This is a genomic window from Flavobacterium sp. DSR3-2 (genome assembly GCF_049896525.1).
Taxonomy (GTDB): Bacteria; Bacteroidota; Bacteroidia; order Flavobacteriales; family Flavobacteriaceae; genus Flavobacterium.
Window position 1 is genome coordinate 1 of the sequence record NZ_JAFCUM010000021.1, and the last position, 24,028, is coordinate 24,028.

Here is a 24,028-nt window from a genome sequence, read left to right on the forward strand (position 1 = left end):
CGAATTACATGGAGAATCTCTGAGAAAAAAAGAGGGATAAACAAAGGGTAATATTTAGGTATATTTGAATACTAATTAACAGATGAAAAAGAGTAGTTTTTAATGAAAAATGGGGTGGTCATTTTGCTCCGGAATTGGGTGGTCAATATCACTGGAATTTGCACTTTAATAGTTTTAGCACAATTTCTTCGAATCATAAATTGGTCGCACAATTGAGAAAATAAAGTTTTAATTCTTTTTCTTGATTTTCTATAAATATAGGGTTGATTTTTATACTCTTTTTGATTTTTTCTCATTGATGTTTCCAATTTAATATTTGCACTTTTAAAAAAGTCTAATTGTTGTGTTGCGGACAAATAACCTCAATCTTCAATTAGCACACGATCAGAGAATTGATGTTTTAAATCTTTTGACAAATGTTCATCGTGAACAATTGCTTTTGTAATATCTATTGACTGAAAAACTCCTGAAATACTACAAACTCCGTGCAGATTATAACCATAAAACGAAGTGTTTTGCGATGCATAGGTTCAGAAGTTAAGCTAAATGCAACTATTTCTAAATCAGAAATTTTAAATCTTCTTCCAGCTCGAATTCCTGTATTTAAAACAATATTAAAAGAAGTAATAACTTCTAAAATTCTAAAATAATTTTTCACTATAATTGACAGAAATATACAATCGTTTTTCGACATCAAGATATTATATTTCAGCCTCTTCACCAATGTCTAAACCCTTTATTTTACGTCAAAATAATTGCACCCAACGGGTTAATTATAATTAATTGTTACATCTTTTTTAATCTAATTAATCTTTGATTTTTATAAATCTGTTTAAAACAATATTTAAATACCTTTTCAACTTGAGACAAAAAATATTAAGGATAGTTATCCTATTTTTTTACTAAAAAAAATATAATTTCATTTTGGAACTATTTTAGTACCTAAATTGTTAAAAAACAAATGTGTAACGAAAATAATACCAACTTTATCAATTGAAATTTATCAAAAAAAAGAAATTATTTAACAATAAAATTGGTTTTATTTTAAAATTATAAATTAAGTATAGGTGCATATTTAGGAACTAAAATTTTCATTACTACCCATGCTAAAAGATAGGCTAAAGCGCAAATCACAAACATGATGGTATAACCAGATTGAATATGTCCTAATCCTTCATAATAATCAAATAAGTAACCACCTAATTTAGTAACCAGTACTCCACCTATTCCTCCAGCCATACCGCCAATTCCAATCACTGATCCTATTGCTTTTTTTGGAAATGCATCCGATACAGTAGTAAAAATATTTGCGGACCACGCCTGATGCGCTGAAGCACCAACTCCTATTAATACAACTGGTATCCAGAAACTAATATATCCAAGTGGTTGTGCTAATAAAACGACTAAAGGAAACAAAGCAATAATAAACATAGCTTTCATTCTACCATCATAGGCGGTATAGCCCTTATTAATAAAATAGATGGGAAACCAACCTCCATAGATACTACCAATCATAGTCATGCTGTATAATACAGCAAGTGGAAGCGTAATTTGAGTGGCTGTCATTCCAAATTGAGCTTCTAAATACTTAGGCAACCAAAATAAAAAGAACCACCAGATCCCATCCGTCATAAATTTTCCAAAAATAAAAGCCCAAGTTTGTTTGTATCCCAACAACTTAAACCAAACCACTTTTTCTTCTTTTATGATACCCTCACTTGGAGCAAGTGCAAAATCATCCTGGCTGATATAATCCAATTCTATTTTTGAAACTCTTTTTTGACGTTCTGGACGTTCATAAAATACTATCCAGAAAAATATCCAGATAAACCCAATGACTCCTACAATAATAAAGGCTGTCGGCCATCCCCAATGAATCGCAATCCAAGGTACCGTTAGTGGCGCCAAAATAGCTCCTACATTAGAACCTGAATTAAAAATACCTGTGGCTAATGATCTCTCTTTTTGAGGAAAATATTCGGCAGTGGCCTTTATAGCTGCTGGAAAATTACCTGCTTCTCCAAATCCTAATACAGCTCTTGACACCATAAATCCCGCAATTGAAATAGGAACTGCCCCAAATCCAACCAAAGCTAATATATTTGAAAAGGTTTGACCAACCTCCATAGAGTAAGCATGCATTATAGCCCCAAATGACCAAATAGTGATTGCCAGGATATACCCCCATTTTGTTCCCATTTTATCTATAATCCTTCCTGCAAACAACATGGAAATAGCATAAACAAACTGAAAAACTGCCGTGATATTTGCATAATCACTATTTGTCCAATTAAACTCTTCAGAAAGAGCAGGAGCAAGTAAACTTAAAACCTGACGGTCTAAATAGTTCACTGTGGTAGCAAAGAACAGAAGGCCACAAATGGTCCAACGATAATTACCAATTGATTTGTTTTCTTTAATCATAATATGATTTGTTAGTTTTAAATTTAAAACTTCTTACTAGTCTTTTGGGGGGAAATTAAAATAATTAACCGCATTTTGACTACAAATATTTTCTACCATTTTCCCCAAAAGATGCATATCATTTGGCAATTCTCCTTTTTCCACTTCTGCTCCCAAAATCGAACAAAGTAAGCGTCTAAAATACTCATGTCTGGGAAAAGACATAAAGCTTCTGGAATCGGTAACCATGCCTACAAAGCGACTCAACAATCCAAAATTAGAAAGTACATTCAATTGCTTTTCAATACCATCCTTTTGATCTAAAAACCACCAAGCCGCACCGTATTGCATTTTTCCGGCAACGGGACCTTCATTAAAATTAGCTACCATGGAGGCAAATAATTCGTTATCACGGGGATTCAAATTATAAACAATAGTTTTAGCCAATCCATTAGTTGAATTTAACCGATCAAAAAATACAGACATATTAGCAGCTATATTTAAATCTCCAATAGAGTCAAAACCTTGGTCTGCACCAATTTCCATCATCATCCTGCTATTATTATTTCGAATAGCTCCAACGTGAAACTGCTGCACCCAAGATTTGGTGTGATTCATCAAAGCCAATTCGAAAAGTACAGCCGATTTATATTGTAAAACCTCAACGTCAGTTAAAGAAATTCCTTTTAAACCTTTTTCAAAAATAATAGCAATATCTTTCTCAGTATAGGCTTCTCCATAGAAATTAGCATGACCATGATCCGAAACACGACAGCCCATTTCATGAAAATAATCGTGTCTTTTTTGAAGTGCTTTTATAAAAACAGCATAATCTTTTATAGCATAGCTAACACTTTTTTCAAGTTGCATAACCCAACTAATAAAGGCAGTTCCTTTTTCAATTTCTGTAGCCTTGTCTGGTCGGAAGGTAGGAACAACTGTAATTTCAAACTTCTCCGCCCTTAATTGCCTATGGTATCGTAAATCATCCGTTGGATCATCTGTAGTTCCTATCAATTGAACATTCATTTTCCGAAGTAAATTTCGAACACTGTATTCCGGTTCTTGCAACATTTCCGAACATTCCTGGTAAATAGATGCTGATGAAGTGGAGTCCAATAAACGATGGATGCCAAAATAATTTTTTAACTCTAAATGCGTCCAATGGTACAAAGGATTTCTTAAGGTATAAGGGACGGTTTCTGCCCATTTCGTGAATTTTTCGAAATCAGTTGCCGAACCTGTAACGTATTTTTCAGCAATGCCATTAGCTCGCATTGCCCTGTATTTATAATGATCTCCCGCCAACCAAATTTGGGTGAGATTGTCAAACTGACGATCTTCGGCTATATCTTTTGATGATAAATGACAATGGTAATCGAAGATTGGCTGATTTTTGGCATACTCAAGATAAAGTGTTTTTGAAAACTCATTACCAAGCATAAAATCATCCGTAATAAATGGATTATCAGACATACTTTTATATTTTAAATTGTGAAAAAACTCCGTTCTATCCCCATTTCTAATCCTCTTAACTCCGCAAGTCCTTTTAATCTGCCAATTCCCGAATAACCTGGATTGGTTTTCTTATGCAAATCATCTAACATTTGGTGACCGTGATCAGGTCGCATTGGCACCACTATATTTCGTTCTTTTTGAATTTCTAAAATCGCTTTTACAACACTATACATATCTACATCGCCTTCTAAGTGATTAGCTTCAAAAAAACTTCCTTCGGTATCTCTTTGTGTACTTCTTAAATGTATAAAATTCATCTTTTTCCCATGACGTCTTACCATACCTACCAAATCATTATCGGCCCTAACACCATATGATCCGGTGCACATCGTAAAACCATTTGAAGGCGAATCAATAGCCGAAAGCAATTCGATTAGATCGTCTTCAGTACTCAGAACTCTTGGTAATCCTAAAATAGGATAAGGAGGATCATCGGGATGAATAGCCATTAAAACACCTATACTTTCCGCAACTGGAATAATTTGTTTCAGAAAATAAAAAAGGTTGTCTTTTAATTTTTTACTACCAATACCATCATATCCCTTCAAAACACTAAGAAAAGCTTCTATAGAATAGGCTTCTTCGGCACCAGGAAGTCCGGCTAAGATATTTTGTTGCAACTTCATCTTTTCCTCGGTATTCATGGCTTCAAAATAAGTTTTCGCTGCGGCAATCTGAATATCGGTATAGGTTTCTTCAGCACCAGGTCGTTTCAAAATAAACAATTCGAATGCTGCAAAAGCATTAAAATCAAAGCGCAATGCTTTTGAACCATCTGCTAATTCGTATGCCAAATCCGTTCTTGACCAATCTAAAACCGGCATAAAGTTGTAACACACACAATAGATAGCACAGCTAGCCAGATTTTTAATACTTTGTTTGTAGTTTTCAATATATTTTAAATATTCTCCACTCCGTTTTTTTATATCTTCATGAACCGGAATGCTTTCTACCACTGACCAGCTTAAACCAGATAGTCCATTAAAAGCTTTACCTCCTTTAAATTCAATCAGTTTTTTCCTTTTTAAAATTTCATCTATATCCCAAACTTCGCCATTTGGTATATGATGCAAAGCCGTTACAACTCCGGTAGCTCCGGCTTGTAAAATATCCGATAAACTAACGGGATCATTGGGTCCGTACCATCTTAATGTCTGTTCCATTTTTAACTATTTAATTAGATACTTGTTGCACCAAAACCTCCGTCTACACTAATAATAATTCCAGTTACGAACTTGGAGAGGTCACTGCATAAAAACAGAAGTACACCGTCAAGATCTTGAGGAACTCCAAACCTTCCCATTGGAGTATGATCTATTATTTTTTCACCTCTAGCTGTCAAATCCCCTTCCGGCGATAATAATAATGCTTTGTTTTGTTCTCCAATAAAAAAACCAGGCGCTATGGCATTAACGCGAATACCTTCACCATATTTAACGGCTAATTCAACTGCCATCCATTTTGTAAAATTATCGATAGCCGCTTTTGATGCTGAATAACCCACCACCCTAGACAATGGTCTCTGCGCAGTGGCAGAGGAAATATTCACGATAATTCCACTCTTTTGTTTGGCGAAAATTTCAGAAAAAATCTGTGATGGCAACATTGTTCCAATAATATTGAGATCCAATACTTTTTGCAAAGCACTTTCTGACATATCATATATCTCTTGATCTGGGCCAATGGTAGCGCCAGGCAAATTGCCACCAGCTGCATTTATCAAAATGTCTAGTCGGCCATATTTTTCAAGAATAAAATCGCGTACTAATTCAATATCTTCTTTATTTAACACATTAGCTTTAACAGCAAATGCTTCTCCTCCTTTACTTCTAATGAGTGCAGCTACTTTTTCTGCTTTTTCAATTGTCGAACCAAGAACTCCTGTAATGACTCCATTTTTTGCCAATACCCAGGCCATATTACTACCAAGAACTCCGGTACCCCCAGTTACTAATGCTACTTTACCTTTCAAATTCGATATTGAATTCATAACTTTCTTTTATTAGTTTTTATAGTTTGAATTAAATTCAATACCCTTTTGGTATCAAATTCGATACTTACATAATCTTTCTCAGCCATTAATTGATTGCTAATTAGTTTGCTTCCCATTCCTACTGCCGAAACTCCTGCTTGGAACCAAGCTTCAATATTCTCCTTAGTGGTTTCCACCCCACCTGTTGGCATAAACAACAATTTGGGAAAAAGATCTTTAATGCTACTTACGAAATCAGGTCTTAACATATTCCCAGGGAAAAGTTTAATGAATTTTATACCTGTATTTTCAGCTGTGATAATTTCTGTTGGAGTCATGCAACCCGGGCTATATAAAACTTCTTTACTCTTAAGATAGGAGGCTACTTCAGAAACAAATCCTGGACTGATAAAAAAATCAGCTCCTACAGCTAAATAGTATTCTGCCTGTTTCAAATTTTTTATTGTACCAATACCCAATAACAAATCAGGCATTTCAGTATTCCTAACTTCAACCATTTTAGTAAAATTACTCATTGCCGTTTCGCCACGACTAGTATACTCAACCGCTTTAATTCCTGCTCTGTAAAGTGCTCTCAAAACTTCTATTGTTTCAGTTTCGTCAGTATTAAAATACAAAGGAAGCATTCCTTGTTCTACAATGGCATCGGTTACTTTTTGAATTGTACTCATTCTCTACATTTTAACTTTAATTACTACTTTTTTTATTTCTCCTTCTCCAATCATCGGTGCATGTAAATCTTCTGGGAAGAAAATTGCAAACTGACCTACCGATAATTTGAAATACACATCAGGTCTGTCGCTAAAATACCGAACATATTTTTCAGGATTATAAGCTCCATTTTGCGACATACATTTTTCTCTTAGTTTCCAAACATAGGTTTCCAAACCTCTTACACAAACTTGTATATCTATATTTTAATCATGACAGTCAAAATTTTTCAGACTTTACTTCTTTGTTTTTGCATTTGCTGTCGCGACAATTAAAATCAACCCTTCTGGAATTTCAGAAATACCCTCAGCAAGATTTAACAAATTATTTCGCTACAAAAACTCAAATGCTTTAGCAAAGGAAGGATGCAAAGTAGAGTATTTTGATGCGTTATTTAGGGTATCTATTACCATCATAAATAATCTTAATTCGAATTTCAATAGCAAAATGCTATCTATAATTTTATTTATCGAACCACTCGGCTTCCACTGGCTCCGTTCATCAAGGCTTCGACTTCTTCTACTGTGACCAGATTGATATCTCCTACTATTGAATGTTTTAGGCAGGAGGCTGCAGTTGCAAACTCTAAAGCCCTCTGAGAATCATTAGGCCATTGAATCATTCCATAAAGGATCCCAGCCATAAAGGCATCGCCGGTTCCTATTCGGTCTACGATGTGACTAATATTATATTTTTTAGATTCAAACATTTCTTTTCCGTTGCATAAAACCGCACTGATCCCATTTGATGAGGCATTCGCATAATACCGAGCTGTAGAAACTATAGTTTTTAGTTTGGGAAAGCTTTCCATCCATTTTCCAAAAACAATTTCCTTAGAATCCAAAGTACTAATTTTGACATCAAGACACTTTTCCGAATCATCGACACCTCCCAAAAGCACATCACAATACTGCACCAAATTGGGCATGATTTCTGAAGCCTTTTTTCCGTAATTCCAAAGGCTAGAACGGTAATTTAAATCTGCTGAAATAGGAAGTCCCATTCGGCTAGCAATAATTAAGGCTTCTTCACAAACTTCTGCTAACTCAAGACTTAAAGCAGCAGTTATTCCGGACCAATGAAACCAATCAGCAGTTTCAAAAATAGATTCCCAATCAATCATTCCTTTTTGAAGTTGGGAAAAAGAAGATCCACTTCGGTCGTATAATACTTTCCCAGGACGTTCTGAAGCACCATGTTCAAAATAATACACTCCTAGTCGATTCCCTTGATTCAAAACAATTGGAGTCACACCAAAGGATCGCATCATGTTAATAGCAGAAGAACCAAGTTCGTTATCAGGCACTGAGGTAACAAATTGTGTTTTAATTCCTAATACAGACAATGATGCTGCTACATTAGCTTCAGCACCACCATAATGAACCTCTAAAGTACTTGTTTGAGAAAGTTTCAAATGGTTTGGAGGTGAAAGCCGCATTAGTATTTCACCAAAAGTTACAATTCGCCTATTATTAATATTATCATTAAGAGTAGTCATAGTTTTCTATTACTGTATTTTTTGTATTTATTATTATTTCATTTCTATTACACTATATTTTAGATTACAATATATTAAAGCGTATTAGAATCATAAAATCAAACTGCTATGTCTATATATTCATCGCATTTACAAATGTAAAATCTGCAAATGGGGTAATGTTATCCAGACAGAAGACTGTCTTTCTCTAATAAGTGCTCAAACAATTTAAAAAGGTATAAAAAATGGATTCCATAAATAGTCTTATCAAATTATAACAAAAGTAAAAACAAGTTTTTCTATCTTATTTAGGTAGATATAAAAGATAAAAGTAGTACTTCACTAAAAGTGAATTCATTTTATAAATTTAGCCCCTATTTATTTTTAAGGCATAATTGTAACAGTTTGTTTCAATTTAATATCCTCAGATGACGAACCTATTTTGATTTCAAAATCTCCCGGCTCTACCATCCATTTCATGTTTTTATCCAACAACATTAAATCCGAGGGTTCTAAAGTAAAATGGACTGTTTTTGTTTCTCCTGGCTTTAAAGTCACTCTTTCAAATCCTCTCAACACGGAATCATAGGTCACAACACTGGCATACTTATCACTTAGATACAATTGTACAACCTCATCGCCTGTAATTTTTCCAGTATTGCTAACATCTACGGAAACTTTAATTTCTGACTGTGAATTCAATTGACTAGGGCTAACTTTCAAATCGGAATAACCAAAGGACGTGTAACTCAATCCGTATCCAAAAGGATAAAGCGCTCCATTTACACGTGTATTTCCAAAACCATTTGGACCTTCTTTTCCTTGTGAAGCGTGAGAACCTAGTTTATAGGGAAAATTAAATTCGATTTGTCCAACTGCTTTCGGGAAAGTAACCGATAATTTTCCCCCAGGATTATAATCTCCAAAAAGCGTTTCTGCAATTGCCTTACCTCCTAATTGACTAGGAAACCAAGCCTCTAAAATAGAGGGAATAAATTTATTGGCCCAATTGATAGTTAGTGGTTGTCCATTAATCAACACCAAAACTACAGGTTTTCCTGTTGCATGTAAAGCTTCTAACAATTGTTGCTGACGTCCTGGTAAACCAAGAGAAGTTCTGGACTTACTCTCCCCAGTAGTTTTCTCATCTTCTCCAAGAGCTACAATAATAATGTCGTTTTGTTTCGCTAAAAACACGGCATGATCAATATCACTTTGCTCTTTGGAAGTCAAAGGAAAAGTAATAAGTTCACTTTCAGGAAAATTAGAGTCAATGACATTACATCCTTTTGCATAATCAATAACAACGCCCGTCCCCAAATATTCTTTGATACCCTCAAGAATGCTAGTGTTTTTTAGCTCTTGAGGTCCATAACGACTGACCATATAATTTTCTTCTGCAGCCAAAGGGCCAGTAATCAGTATTTTTTGGATTTTACTTTTATCCAAAGGAAGTAAACTTCCCTCATTTTTAAGTAAAACCAAAGATTGCTTTTGGATCTCTAAAACGAAATCTTTATTTTTATCTGCACCTACAATTTGATCAGCAGCTTTAGTATCTTTCACATAAGGCACATCAAAAAGTCCTAATCTAAATTTTACTCTCAACACTTCGGCTACCCTGTTGTCAATTGTTTTTATTGCCAATTTTCCGGTTTTTACCAAATTACGCAAAGGCAAAATATAATCGTCAGGAGGAGTAAAATGCGTGCGAACATTTAGACCCGCTTCTACTACTTGTCGAACGGCATCTTGGTAAGTGGTTGCAATTTGGTGCTTTGTATGAATAAATTCAACTGCTTCACTATCACTTACCACGTATCCGGTAAAACCAAACTCCCAACGCAATAATTGAGTTAAAAAATAATGGCTTGCAGATATGGGTTCTCCATTCCAATCGTTATAACTACTCATCACTCCCATTGGTTGTGCATCGTGAATTACTTTTTTAAAAGGATAAAGATGTATTTCCTGCAACTCACGTGGATTAACATGCGGATCAGTTCTGGCATTTCCATCACGTCCTCCTTTAGGCACACTATAAACCGCATAATGCTTTAGAGTAGAGGCAACACCCTGACTTTGAATTCCTTTGACCATTTGTGTTCCTAAAGCAGCAACTAAAAAAGGATCTTCACCATAGGTTTCCAGTACGCGTCCCCATCTGGGATCTCTGGCCAAATCTAAAATAGGTGCATAAACATTAGTATATCCTAGAGCTTTAGCCTCACGACCAGCAATCTGACCTGCTTTCAAAACTAAGTTCTTATTCCAAGTGGAACCAATTCCTATTGGAGCAGGAAGTGGAGTGGCTTTGGTATGATTTAAACCATGAATACCTTCATTTGTGAAATCTACCGGAATCCCCAGTCGCGTTTCTTCTACAAACCATCTCTGAGTTTTGTTAATCGCCTCTGCATGATTGCTGAAAGGATAGATCAAATTTTTTGAAACTACATCATTCCGCCCATTTTTAGTCAATAATCCTACACCATTCAAATGTTCGTCGATATTGGCAATACCATCCTTCCAAATTTCATTTTTCCATTGTGGGGTTGGCAAAGAATCTTTCAATACTCTTTTATACCCATAAAGAGTTGCCATTTGAGCTGTTTTCTCGTCCAAATTCATTTGAGAAAGTAAATTTTGTACCCTCTTCTCCAGCAATTCTTTTGGATTCTCATAGACATCCATGGTTCCATTTTTATTAAAATCGATCCAACCCTTTTTATAGATAGTGTTTTTTTGTTGCGCATTAGATAATTGACTTGTTAAAGCTATTGCTAATACTATATACTTTATATTATTATTTCTCATTATATTTTTATTAAAGACTGTTGTATTATCTCGAAGGCTTATATTGTTTTGGGATAAGTGCTCCTAAAATAGGGAGCACCCATTCCTCCTTATTAATATCGTAAACAATAAAATCAGAATCGAACTGCCAGTAACTCCAGCTCCAGTTTCTAGCTTCAGCTTGTCTGGCAACATAATCGGTCCATCGGATGCGGGAAGATTCCTCTGCTTTTTCGTAGGCACCAAATTCACCCAAAGTAATTGGCAGCATATTTTTTTTTGACCATGCATCTGCGAGATCGAAATCTTTCTTAATAACCTCCTCTGCACTCTTAGTATTAGTCCAAGATATTCCACTTAAATCCTTGTTTTTTTTCGACCATGGAGCACCTTGATGCGTAAACTGAATAGGAGAATAATAATGAATAGCAACAATTATATTTTTGTCGTTTTCAGGTAATATGAGATCCTTTAAATGCAAAATCTGATTTCCGTTTATCGTCCCAAGGAGGAGTGTACGACTTGGATTTGATTTTCTTAAAATGGCATAAGCCTCACTATGAATTTCATTCCATATGGCTGGATCCATATTGGGTTCATTGCAGATTTCAAATAATACATCACTAGGGAATCCCTTATAGCGATCACCTATTTGTTTCCACATAGCGAGAAACATTGCCTTTTTTTTCAATGGCTTTTCTTGCATGGCAATGTGCGCGTGAAAATCAATAATAGCCATCAGCTTATTGTTTAAGGCTTGTTGAATTGCCCAATCAAGAGCTATAAAAAAAGTAGGATCTATTGTAAAATCCGTTTGATTTAGAGCAAATCCAAAAGGATTAATTGCAATACGAACATTTCCAAAACCAGCTTCTTTGATTAATCTGAAATGATCAGAATTCATTCGGGCTTTTAAAGGATCTCTCCATATAGGATCTGCACTTAATATATTGATACCGCGTCCCAATCGTTCATTTTGAATAAACGCATATTTCGGATCCGTTACTTTTTGTGCTAATACAATACTTTGGTTTATTAAAAATAAAAAGACCATAAATGGTAAGATCCGGTGCTTAATTTGATTTTTCATCTGATATAATTAGTTGTTTTTTTATAAGCTTTCAAACTGACATCTAGATATGCAAATTTTCAACTCCTCTTTTTTAATAAATTCTATTTATATTCTTTTTCTTTCTTTTCATACCACTCTTTCATAACAAAGAAGGCTTTTTTCTTAATACCTGAACTAGAAATTAATCCTTTTCGATTAAAGAAATCTTGAATACCAGGCAATTGCCGTCTAGGGGATCTAAAATCAACCAATATCCAGGGAGAAACACCTGCTAATCCATCAATTCGATCAAACATCTGCGTATTTTGTTTGTATAATTCTTCTTGATATTCTTCGGTCCAACGTTCCGTTTTATCTCCGTATAATCCTTGTAATGCACCGCCTCCGAATTCACTAATAATTACTGGCTTATTATAAGGAATATCCCATTGCATCAATTTACAAGATTCATTAGTTCCTCTATACCATCCCAAATACTGATTAAAACTAATGATATCTACAAATTCGTTCATATTATCTTGAATTTTATTGATGTTATTTGGGCTTTTAGTAACTTCCATTGCCATACTAATTAAACGACTATTATCTTGTTGACGTGCATATTTAGATAACTTACCTAAGAATACGTCACGATCTGAGCCGTGTGGTGTTTCATTTGCAATAGACCATATAATTACACCACAACGATTCTTATCCCTATAAATCATATCATGTAATTGGCGTTCTGCATTAGCATAAGTATCAGGATTAGTCCAAGAAATAGTCCAATAAACAGGAACTTCCGACCAAACCATCAAGCCCATCTTCTCCGCCTCACGCACCATTGTTTCATTATGTGGATAATGAGCCAAACGAACATAATTACATCCTAATTCCTTGGCCCAAGTCAATAAGGTTACAGCATCTTCCTTAGTCCAAGCTCTACCTTGTCGAAAAGGAGCCTCTTCGTGTATACTAATTCCCCTTAAAAAAACTTTTTTACCATTCAATAAAATAGTTTTTCCTTTAGTTTTTATAGTTCTAAAACCAATGGTTTCTGCTATATTCTCATCCGATTTACTTACCGTGACAGCATATAATTTTGGAACTTCAGGTGTCCACAAAACTGGTTTAGCTTTTACTTCAAAGTATGCCATACCACTAGTATCTGTAACAACTTGCTTTTTTATTTTAAGTTCTGCAATTGCAATAGTCACTGATTGATTTGCAACTGAAACATTCAATTTTACCCATCCGGAAATAACACCCTCCTTTATTTTGTCTAATTGTATAAGATAATCTTCAATATAGGTATTAGGAACTTGAGAAAGCAAAACATCTCGAGTAATTCCACCATAATTCCACCAATCCATATTTACAGTTGGAACTGCATCTTTGAGGCGCTTATTATCAACTTTCACGACAACAAAATTATTCCCATCGACTAAAACATCTGTAACATCAAAATTAAAAGGAGTGTATCCACCAATGTGCGCTCCAACCAATTTTCCGTTTACATAAACCTTTGCATCATAATTAACAGCTCCAAAATAGAGAATACCTTTTGTACCCGCCGATTTTTTATAAATGAAATCTTTCTTGAACCAAACAGTTCCTTCATAAAAAAACAAACTCCTATCATGACTGTTCCAATCCGATGGTATATCCATGATGGGTGATGTATCTAAATTATACTCAACCAATTCAGAAGGGTTGGAAGCCTTTTTATTTTCAAAAAAACCATTAGTTTTAAATGGATTAAGTCGGTAATCATAATAGCCGTTTTCCAAAGGATCTATAACATAATTCCATTTTCCATTTAGGCTAATATTGTTTCTCGAAAAAATATTGGAAACCAAAGGCACTTCTTGTGCAATTGTTTTAGCACCGAAAAAAAGGACAAAACATATAATAATAATTTTTCTCATATTGATTTTTTCTAAAGAACTTTAAATTCTTTTATTAATACCTCCTGGCTATTTCCTCCGACCATCAGATTAAATTGACCTGCTTCGACAACTTTTTTATTGTTAATATCCCAAAAAGCAAGTTTTGAAATCGGGAGTATAAATCTTACTTTTTGGGTTTCCCCTGGTTTTAAACTAATACGCTTAAAATCTTTAAGTTCTTTTATAGGTCGGGCTGTTGAGCCAAATATGTCAGCTGTATATAATTGTACAACCTCAGTTCCTTGGTAGCGTCCAGTATTTTTTAAATCTACTGTGACCGTTAAATCTTCCGATTCAGAAAGTGTAACTGTTGACAGAACTAGGTTCGAATATTCGAAGGTGGTATACGACAAACCATATCCAAAATCAAATAACGCATCAAAACCAGCATCCAAATAATAAGAGGAAGTTCCCAAAGAAGATTGTTTGGCTTCAAGTGGTATTTCCTGCAATAAAGTTTCTTTTTTAGTGGCTGGCCTACCTATTTTATCATGATTATAATAAACAGGAATTTGTCCTACATATTTTGGAAAAGTCACTGGTAATTTACCGCTAGGAACTGATTTTCCAAATAAAATATCAGCAATTGCAGGACCTCCCATTGTACCAGGATGCCATAAATACAGTACAGCATCAGACTGATCAATTTCTTTTGCAATAGTTAAAGGTCTTCCTGCCATTACCAAAGTCACAACTGGTTTTCCTGTTTTACTCAGTGCTGCAATTAATTCAGATTGCGCTCCTTTTAAATTTATTTGCGCCAAACTATGAGCTTCACCAGATAATATGGCTTCCTCTCCTACAAAAACAAGAACCATATCGGCCTGTTTTGCTAAAGTTATAGCCTTAGAAAAACGAGCTGTACTCGTATCTCTGCTATAGGCAATCCCTTGCTCATAAATAAACTTTACTTCCTTTCCATATTGCTTTCTCAAAGCCTGTAAAGGCGTTTGTGTCATTTCTTTTTCACCATCAAAACTCCAAGTTCCCATTTGGTCATGGGCTGCGTCAGCCATTGGGCCAATAATTGCTATCGTCTTCACTTTATTACTTATAGGTAATATATTATTCTTATTCTTAAGCAAAACAAATGATTCTTCTGCAGCTTGTTTAGCTGCTTGTAAATGCGACTCAGAGTAGCTTGATGTTTTCTTGTTTAAATCCGTATAAGGATTGGTGAATAGTCCTAATCGGAATTTTAATCGTAAAATATTTCGAACCGCATCATCAATTACTTTTTGTTGCAACTTACCTTCGGAGATCAAAGCTTCGATATTTTCAAGATAACAACTCGAAACCATTTCAATATCTACTCCCGCAAGCACTCCTTTTCGGGCAGCGTCTTTATTGTCCTCACAAAATCCAATTTGGATCATCTCCTTTATTGACGCCCAATCAGATACCACAACACCATCAAAACCCCATTCTTCTCGCAATACATTTTTCAACAAATAGTCATTCCCACTGGCCGGTATTCCATCATTGGCATTAAACGAAGTCATTAAAGTAGCACAATTTGCTTCTCGAATTGCTTTTTCAAAAGGAGGTAAGTAAATGTTTCTTAATTGTCTTTCTGTAATATTTGTCGTATTATAATCACGTCCTCCTTCAACGGCTCCATAAGCAATAAAGTGTTTAGCACTTGCAGCAATGGATGACGGTTTCGACAAATCTTTTCCTTGAAAACCCTTAATCATAGCAACTGCCATCATTTGGGTCAAATAAGTATCCTCACCAAAACTTTCCGCAATTCTGCCCCAACGCGCGTCCCTGGAAATATCCATCATCGGGGCAAAAGTCCAACGTATTCCTCGTTCTGAAGCTTCTTTTGCTGCTATTTTCGCCCCTATTTCTACAATATCAGGATCAAATGAAGCTGCCTGACCTAAGGGTATCGGAAACATAGTTTTAAATCCATGGATAACATCTCTGGCAATTACTAGTGGAATCCCAGTCTTAGATTCCTCTCTTGCAATTTTTTGCAATTGATTTACTAATTCAGGACTTCCAACATTCAACATAGAGCCAACTTCTCCAGAACGAATTTGTTCGTATAATTGATCCGAAAGATTACGACCGTTAATTTGGTTCATTTGTCCTATCTTTTCGCGAAGTGTCATTTTTGATAAAACCTTCTCAATTTTGTTTTCTAACTCATTTTCCTGTGCACTAATACTTTTTATTGAAAATAAAAATAAAAGAAGGAAAAAGTATATAAAGAAATGGGGGGACTTCATATTTATTCTTTTTTGTCAAAATATTGAATCAAGTTCAAGGCATTATCATTAATAATTTTCATTTCTTTCAACAAGGGTAAATACGGTTCAAACTTACTATTTACAATTCCCTTATTTGAATCCCTATTTGAAGGATCTGTACTTAAATCCTCAGGATCATTATCCATATATTTGAACCAATGCCAGCCCACAGAATTTTTATTCTTAAGTAATTCCAAAGTAAAATTTTGATAGAAATAACCGCGATCTTTCTGGGTCTTGACTAACCATCCGGCACCTGTATTATTAGGCAAACCTGAATCTTCTGCTTTGGTATACCATTCGGTTATCATGAAGGGTTTTCCAGACCATTCGCCCCAATTGTTTAAAATTTCTTGACTAGGCTCCCATTTACGATAATGGTTAATCGAAATAACATCCATGTATTTTCCAGCCACTTTAAAAATTTCAGGATTAGTCAACTCTTGCCCTTTGTCCTGATTAAAACGACAGCCCAGATAAAGATGATTGGGATCCGCCTTACGCAATGCCTTAGTAACTTTTTTCATATAGGTTTCAAAATAAAAAGCAGTAAAAGCCATTCTGTCTTCTTGGATTACATCAGAGATGGAGGCATTAAAACCCTTCCTTTCGTCTAGCCAGGCTTTAGCAGCAATGTATCCTTGCTCGTCCTTGGCTAATAAAGTTAAATGTTTGTCCAGAGCATCAGTATACCAAGGCAATTCATTGTCTGTAAAATACCCTAATAAATATTTATCCTCTTTATATTTAGATAAGGGAGCGATTGCTTTTGCGATGTAAGCATCAAATTCTTTGTCAAAAACCATAGCCAAATCAAAACGATAATTTTGCCAACTGGCAGTTTTATAACTTCCCCCATATTTTTTTAGATGTTCTGAATGATACATACCCATTGGAGAAATGATTAAAGTATAAATCAATGGATTTTCTTCTTTTTTTAAAAGATCCAAATTTGACCAAGCTCCAACGCCATTAAAACCATAATTACGCAATAACTGTGTTTCTTTTTTTGCCCAATTTTTTGTTGTTCCAAATTTTTTGTCAAATGCTATTTGCTGATTTACTGAACGACCCGGTGATACCGCAACCACTGCTTTATGAATAAACGGATAGCCTTCAGGATCAATAATCCACCATCTCTCATTTATTTTTTGAGTTCTAAAAAATCCTGTAGCTTCTTTTTTCCAAATTTTCCATCCGCCATAAACAGATGTTTTCGATGCCTTTTCAGCCGAAAATCCAGGCAGTTTATCAACTGTCCTTGCCTCATAGGTTACCCATTCCGGATCGAGTGCGTTTTTTCGAGTTTCAACTTTTTGATATTTAATATGATTTTGTGCTTGAACTGAAAATAGGTTTATAAACAAACAGAAAAATAGAGGAATAGAATATCTCATTTAAATTGATTTTTAATTATTTAACACTAAACTCCTAAAAAGAAAATAGTGATACAAGGCAGAAAATTACAGCTTGAATTATGAAAAGAAAACTATAAATTATTTAGATAAAAATACATTATCAATAGAAAAAGTATAATTATTTAAAGTTCTTACATCTTCACCATCAACACTTCTAAGTACTAGAATATCCTTTATTTTTGTTAAATCTAATGCAGGATTTTGCGTTTTATAATTGGCCAAAGGGATTTGAACCATATTCCAATTACCATCTCTTTTTAATCCATAAACAGTGTTATTTGCATCGATTTCAACATATCCTGTATTAGCAGCATCTTTCATTCGAAATCTAATTTTACCAGTACTTGTAGTTTTTACTGCTAGATTAATATATGTATAGGATGAAATATCAGTAGAAGTAACTAGGGATAAAATTGCCATTACCCACTTAGACTCTGCAGCTGGAGCAGTATCGGGTAGTGAAAAGCTTTTGAAAGCGCCTTCATAACCTCCAGAAGTATTATTCGCAATAACAAACTGATTCGCTGAAACCCAAGCTACCGTAGCTGCTGTTTTGGTAATGGCTACATCTTCTGTGTAAATCCCTAGTTTTTCTGTTGCAGGAACTACAGGTACTAGAGCCGCTTCAACCTCTACGGCAAAAGTCTTTTTTTCTATCTGATTATCTACATATTTTATCTCCAAAGTCGCAAAATAACTACCTCCTGTAGCATAGGTAACTACAACATTTGCATCGGTAGATGCGGAAGGGGTTCCTCCTTGAAAAGTCCATTTCCTACTTTGTACTTTTGTGGACAAATCTTGGTAGCTTACTGTTTCAGTGGCTTTGATTGAGGTGTTGGTTGAACTCGCTTCTAGCTGTCCTTTATTATAAATGGAAACCTCCCTAATATTATCGTCACAAGAAAGTATACTTAAAGAAACTAATAAAAGAAAACAGCTCAATTTAGAGGTTGTGGTTTGTTTTAAAATCATGGTTATAAATTTTTATATTAATAATGAGTTTATTTGATAATGACTTTGATATTTATATCACAAATATTATATATTCTTTATCCAGAAAGGGATCCTAAAATTTTTCTTTAGGGGTTTGGATGTCCGTTATTCGCGTAATTTAATAAAGGGAGCTCTTTATTTTAAAATTGTAACAGCTATTTGATTATCTAAAAATTATTTTAACAAAAACTCTCGTGAGAGGTTTGCAATTTGAATTTTAAAAGTCCCTTTTTCAGAAATCCACTTAAGGTCATTATTTACAAACTCCAAATCTTTTTGGTTTAATGTAAAACGAACTGTTTTACTTTCATTTGGGGATAAATCAATTTTCTCAAAACGTTTCAAAGACTTCACTTCCGGAGTAATACTAGCATAAATATCGGAGAGATAGAGTAAAACAGCCTCTTTTCCAGCTCGTGTTCCTGTATTTTTTACATCTACTGTTACAGTAACATTATCCGTACTGAAAATTTCAGTTTTATCAATTTGAAGGTTAGTATAAGTAAAGTTGGTATACGACAATCCAGTACCAAATTCAAATTGCGGATGATAACTTCTCTCGTATTTTGCATCATTGTTTTGTTCTTCGTCACCCAAACTTTCAGTATATTTTCGATTGTATTTCTCTAATGAATTGGGATATCTAGGGTAATTATAAGGCAATCTTCCGCTAGGGTTTACATCACCATATAGAATATCTACTAAAGCTCTTCCTCCTTCATTACCCGGTAAATAACATTGAATAATAGCATCCATTTTATCTTCAAAATCACTAATCAACCGAGGTCTCCCTTCATTCAAAACTAGAATAATAGGTTTATTTAATTTAGAAAGAGCCTGTGCTAATTTTATTTGTGAAGCACTAATAAATAAGTTACTAATGTCTCCGGGGGTTTCAGTATAATTTTTTTCACCTAAACAAATAATAATTTTCGAAACGTCTTTAGCTAATTCAACTGCTTTATTTATTTCTATCTCATTTTCAAGCAATAAATCGGCACCTTTAGTATAAAGAATATTTGCAGTACCTACTTTATGCTGTAATGCTTCTAGAATAGTAAATTTATCAGTTGCAATTTTATCCGTATTCTCTCCTTGCCAAGTATAAGTCCATCCACCGTTTAGTGACATCATACTATTGGCCGTAGGACCGGTAACTAATATTTTTTCATTTTTATTTAAAGGTAAAATTGTGTGCTTATTCTTTAATAAAGTGATGGATTCTTTAGCTGCATTATAGGCTGCATCAATAAACTCCTGAGAACCAAATTTGGGATAGTCTTTTAAATTGGCAACTGTATTTTCGAATAAATTCAGTTCCATTTTCATTTTTAAAATTCGGCTAACAGCATCATCAATTCGGGACATTGGCACTTCTCCTTTGTTCACCAAGTCTAATAAATCGGTGTAAAACGAATAATCTTCAGGAACCATGCTCATGTCAATCCCAGCCATTACCGAAATCCGAACGGCATCTCTGTTAGTTTCGGCCACCTTATGTCGGGTATGGAGGTAAATAATATCTTTCCAATCTGTAACGACAACACCTTCAAATCCCAATTCTTTTTTCAACACTTCCGTGATTAAGTAGTTACTGGCATGAACAGGAGTTCCATTTATTTCTCCGGAACTAATCATAATACTTTTGGCGCCTGCATTTATTGCCGCTTCATAAATCGGTAAGTCAAATTGTCTTAGTACGCGTTCTGGAATAATACTCGGAGTTCTGTCTTTTCCTGTTGTGGTGCTACCATATCCTATGAAATGTTTCATGCAGGATGCTACATGGTATTTTGAACCAACGTTTTCACCTTCAAAACCAGCTATCATCGCCACTCCCATCTTTGAGGATAAATACACATCTTCTCCGAAAGATTCCCATATTCTGGACCAAGAAGGATTTCTTGGCAAATCTAAATCGGGGGAAAAGACCCAAGGAATGGAGGATGCTCTGGTTTCATAAGCTGAAATCTCTGCTCCTTTCTTTACTATTTCTGTGTTAAATGTGGCTGCCATTCCAATTTGGTGAGGAAATAAAGTTGCTCCCTGAGTATAACTAGAACCGTGTACAGCATCAATACCGTATAAAACAGGTATTTTCATTCTAGTTTTTTTACTTGCCTCATTAATGGTGGTCATTATCTCATTCCAACGCTCTTTGTTCGGCGCATAGGGATTGGGAATATTTAATATTGAACCAATATGATAATTTTGAATCCCTTCGTTTAATTTTTCAAAACTAATAATTCCAGGTTTTCCTTTTTCTTCAAAATTGCCGAAAGTGATTTGGGTCATTTGCCCAATTTTTTCTTCAATACTCATTTTAGTGAGTAATTCAGATACTTTATTATTAATATCCGTTTTTTGTTTCGATTTTTTTTGGCTCCAAGTAATTGAAGAATAAAGACAAAGGACTAGTAAAAATGCTATGATTTTTTTCATTTTAAATGATTTTGATCAGAAATAAGTGTGCTTGAAAGCCATCTCTAATAATGAAGAAACTAAAATATTAATAAATATGGCTGAATTTGAATTCCCTATTTTTATTTTAAACCATTTAAAAAACCCTGATAAGCTGGCTTCTTATTATAATTATTATCTAATAGCAGGGGATATTCTTTTGGATGCCACCATCCGGTTAACCAAGTATATTTATCTGTCACACCCCAAGTAGTAATAGCGAATTTTTGATTTACAGGTAAGGCTTCGTACATCTCAACTATATATTTATATGTAGCAGCTTGTTTTTGAGTTTCTGCATCAGTAAAAACATAAGAATCTGATTTATTAACATTCACTTTAATATCCAATTCTGAAATATGAAGTAACAATCCGGTACTTGCAAGATCCAAAAAACCACTTATTATAGTCTGTTTATTAGTGTCATTACCATAATGAAATTGATCTCCCAAACCATCTATCGGATATCCTTTCGCCTTGAATTTTTTAACCATATTTTTCATAGCAGCTCTTTTACCGGAGTCTAATACAACACTATAATCATTATAAAATAATTTCGCATCGGGATCTGCTGCTCTTGCATATTGAAAGCATCTGCCATAAAACCCAATAGGATCTTTAAATACGGTTTTTATAATCCCCTCTTCTCTTAGAGCACCACCATCGGCAAATACTTCATTTACTACGTCCCAACTTTTTATCTTTCCTTTATACCTTCCAACTACATCTGTGATATAAATCTTTACTTTTGATTCGAAAACGATAGAATCATATTTAGCATTTTTAAACCAATCTGGAAATGAATTATACCAGATTAGGGTGTGCCCATGCACTTCCATATTGTTATTTTTTGCATAATTAACGAGGTAATCTGAAGAAGTCCAATTATAAGAGGTCGAACTAGACCAAATATTAGCCATTTTCATTTCATACTCTGCAGTAATTTGGCTATAATGGGTGCGGACAGCATTACTATAGTTTACATCCCCTTGTAAATCTGCAACTTTAACTGCTGCTCCAATTTTAAATTTGGCTTTTTCCTTTAAATTTATTTGTGTTGAAGGATTAACTGTAACTTCATTACTGGCTCCGTCAACATTAATTAATACTATTGATTCATCACCACTACAGGAGGTAAATAATAAAACGTATAATACCCCCAAAATAATTTGTTTTTTCATCATCATGTTGTTTTTAAAAACTAAAATTTATATTTAATAAATTAGTTTCTTTATTAATAATATCCTTAAAAAATATTTTTTCTATTTTAAAGTTTCGATAAATGAGTCTACTTAAGTAATTCTATTTTTATCGAAAATTAGAGTACAATTTAAATTAATTGCTTTTAGCATTTAACCGATAAGAGAGGCTTAAACAATTATTTTAAACCTCAATCATCATCTTCACTAACTAACTAACTAATAAAACTAATAGCCCACATTAAATCCTTCCGGATTACCCATCAAGTCAATTTGACTTTGAGGAATTGGCATATTAACCATAAATGATTTCATTGGTAAAGCAGTCTCACCCGCAATTGTTCCAGAAGGACTAGTTCGGTAATACAATCCTTGTCTTTCCACTAATAACCCTAATCTTTTTAATAAAAACCATCTATTATTTTCGAATGCCAATTCTCTTGCTGACTCATCTAAGTAAGTATTCAAAGTCCAACTAGTAATATCAAAGGTGGTTACTGTACTTGTAGCACTTCCCGTATACCCTCTCCTTCTTACTTTGTTAAGATATTCAAGGGCTTTTGGATCATTCCCCAGATTATGATGTGCCTCAGATCCTAACAAATAGGTTTCAGCTAATCTGTAATAAATATAATCTTTCCAGCTATCATTGGTTAAAGGAAGTTTTTCTGTATCAAAATATTTCTTCAAACTCCAATGAAATCTTCTATAATTATCCTCCGGTTTACTAATTGATTCACCAAATCTAGGATGCCCTACCTTATTCACTTTATAATCCAAATAGTTGTCTGAAAAATAATAAATCTTAAATCTTAGATCATTTGTTTTATCATAAAGAGATTTTAAATAATTATTAGGAAAGAACCACCCTAAAGCCTGACCACCATAGGCAACATCTGGAACAATCTCTCCAGATTGCAACTCATATAGTCTTTGATTAAAAACAGCTCCCAACCAAGAACCACCACCTCCAGCAAGATTATCGGTATTACCTAACAATTGATCTTTTTGATACACTAACAGAGCTTCTTTATGGTTTACATTTTGACCAAACACTTCGCTAAGAGAAACTATCCCATGTGTTCCTTCAGTTATAACTGCATCAAATTGTGCCGCAGCTTCAGTCCAATCCTTTTGCCATAAAGCACTTTTACCTCGTAAATGTCTTGCCACACCTTGTCCATAACGACCTGGTGAAACTTTAAAATCAAGATGTTGCACTGCAAAATCAAGATCGCTATTGATTAATTGAAATACATCCTCATCTTTTGCTACGATGTATTCTACCGGATCGTTAATATTATCTGGTGTAGTGGGTATGGTATCAATTAATATAGCACCATACATTTGTTTCAAATCCAAATATAATTCACCTCTAATAACTCTTGCTTGAGCTACTAATTTATTTTTTGCTGTAACATCCATATCAATAGTTCTTGCACTGGTTATAATAGCAGAACATCTGTCGATAATTCTATACCCTTGTACCCATTTTTCACCGGTATAAGCTGTTGGTGTATGATTAGTACCATAAGGAGTATTCCATGTTCGGTGTAACCCTAAATCAGTTGCTGCCATAAAAAAGACATTAGACCATAAGGCCGAATTATCTCCTGAGGGACAATTATAGTATCGCATTTGATTATAAAGGGCATTGACACCAACTTCTAATCCGGCGGGAGAGCTATAAATATAATCTACAGTGATTTGATCTAAAACTTCCTCCTCCAAAAACTGTTCACAAGAAATAAACGCCAAGGTGGAGAATAAAGCAATAACAATTAAAAAATTTTTATTTT

The 24,028-nt window shown here is 34.4% G+C and carries 16 protein-coding genes and 1 pseudogene; all 17 read right to left on the reverse strand.

The window, feature by feature from the left end; translation table 11 throughout:
• Positions 1-71 precede the first annotated feature (71 nt).
• Positions 72-524 (reverse strand): annotated as a pseudogene (locus tag ACP7AV_RS16665) (transposase); the annotation flags it as partial.
• A 526-nt stretch (positions 525-1,050) separates the two neighbouring features.
• Positions 1,051-2,424: an MFS transporter gene (locus ACP7AV_RS16670; RefSeq protein ID WP_426092926.1), complete on the reverse strand. Its 1,374-nt coding sequence runs from the start codon at positions 2,422-2,424 to the stop codon at positions 1,051-1,053.
• A 36-nt stretch (positions 2,425-2,460) separates the two neighbouring features.
• Positions 2,461-3,879, reverse strand: a complete 1,419-nt coding sequence (gene uxaC, locus ACP7AV_RS16675; RefSeq protein WP_426092927.1) for a glucuronate isomerase — start codon at positions 3,877-3,879, stop codon at positions 2,461-2,463.
• 11 nt (positions 3,880-3,890) lie between these two features.
• Positions 3,891-5,084, reverse strand: a complete 1,194-nt coding sequence (gene uxuA / locus ACP7AV_RS16680) for a mannonate dehydratase (protein ID WP_426092928.1) — start codon at positions 5,082-5,084, stop codon at positions 3,891-3,893.
• Positions 5,085-5,098: 14 nt separating this feature from the next.
• A complete protein-coding gene (locus ACP7AV_RS16685) occupies positions 5,099-5,911 on the reverse strand; it encodes an SDR family oxidoreductase (protein ID WP_426092929.1) in 813 nt (270 codons plus the stop codon).
• Positions 5,908-6,585: a bifunctional 4-hydroxy-2-oxoglutarate aldolase/2-dehydro-3-deoxy-phosphogluconate aldolase gene (locus ACP7AV_RS16690; protein ID WP_426092930.1), complete on the reverse strand. Its 678-nt coding sequence runs from the start codon at positions 6,583-6,585 to the stop codon at positions 5,908-5,910. The genes ACP7AV_RS16685 and ACP7AV_RS16690 overlap by 4 nt, the downstream gene beginning before the upstream one ends.
• A gap of 3 nt (positions 6,586-6,588) precedes the next feature.
• Positions 6,589-6,828 (reverse strand): YhcH/YjgK/YiaL family protein, encoded by a 240-nt coding sequence (locus ACP7AV_RS16695; protein ID WP_426092942.1) that lies wholly within the window; start codon positions 6,826-6,828, stop codon positions 6,589-6,591.
• A gap of 263 nt (positions 6,829-7,091) precedes the next feature.
• The gene (locus ACP7AV_RS16700) at positions 7,092-8,123 is read right to left on the reverse strand and encodes a PfkB family carbohydrate kinase (RefSeq protein ID WP_426092931.1); all 1,032 of its coding nucleotides are present in this window, start codon (positions 8,121-8,123) and stop codon (positions 7,092-7,094) included.
• A 363-nt stretch (positions 8,124-8,486) separates the two neighbouring features.
• On the reverse strand, positions 8,487-10,919 hold the full coding sequence (locus ACP7AV_RS16705) for a glycoside hydrolase family 3 N-terminal domain-containing protein (RefSeq protein WP_426092932.1): 2,433 nt from the start codon (positions 10,917-10,919) through the stop codon (positions 8,487-8,489).
• A 25-nt stretch (positions 10,920-10,944) separates the two neighbouring features.
• On the reverse strand, positions 10,945-11,988 hold the full coding sequence (locus ACP7AV_RS16710) for a glycoside hydrolase family 5 protein (protein WP_426092933.1): 1,044 nt from the start codon (positions 11,986-11,988) through the stop codon (positions 10,945-10,947).
• An 83-nt stretch (positions 11,989-12,071) separates the two neighbouring features.
• A complete protein-coding gene (locus ACP7AV_RS16715; RefSeq protein WP_426092934.1) occupies positions 12,072-13,877 on the reverse strand; it encodes a glycoside hydrolase family 2 protein in 1,806 nt (601 codons plus the stop codon).
• 11 nt (positions 13,878-13,888) lie between these two features.
• Positions 13,889-16,135, reverse strand: a complete 2,247-nt coding sequence (gene bglX, locus ACP7AV_RS16720; RefSeq protein ID WP_426092935.1) for a beta-glucosidase BglX — start codon at positions 16,133-16,135, stop codon at positions 13,889-13,891.
• A gap of 2 nt (positions 16,136-16,137) precedes the next feature.
• Positions 16,138-17,553: a hypothetical protein gene (locus ACP7AV_RS16725; RefSeq protein WP_131479120.1), complete on the reverse strand. Its 1,416-nt coding sequence runs from the start codon at positions 17,551-17,553 to the stop codon at positions 16,138-16,140.
• A 99-nt stretch (positions 17,554-17,652) separates the two neighbouring features.
• A complete protein-coding gene (locus ACP7AV_RS16730) occupies positions 17,653-18,549 on the reverse strand; it encodes a PKD domain-containing protein (RefSeq protein WP_426092936.1) in 897 nt (298 codons plus the stop codon).
• A gap of 195 nt (positions 18,550-18,744) precedes the next feature.
• Positions 18,745-21,012, reverse strand: a complete 2,268-nt coding sequence (locus tag ACP7AV_RS16735) for a glycoside hydrolase family 3 N-terminal domain-containing protein (RefSeq protein ID WP_426092937.1) — start codon at positions 21,010-21,012, stop codon at positions 18,745-18,747.
• Between the two features lie 101 nt (positions 21,013-21,113).
• Positions 21,114-22,211 (reverse strand): endo-1,4-beta-xylanase, encoded by a 1,098-nt coding sequence (locus ACP7AV_RS16740; protein WP_426092938.1) that lies wholly within the window; start codon positions 22,209-22,211, stop codon positions 21,114-21,116.
• A 246-nt stretch (positions 22,212-22,457) separates the two neighbouring features.
• The gene (locus tag ACP7AV_RS16745) at positions 22,458-23,987 is read right to left on the reverse strand and encodes a RagB/SusD family nutrient uptake outer membrane protein (protein WP_426092939.1); all 1,530 of its coding nucleotides are present in this window, start codon (positions 23,985-23,987) and stop codon (positions 22,458-22,460) included.
• Positions 23,988-24,028: the final 41 nt, after the last annotated feature.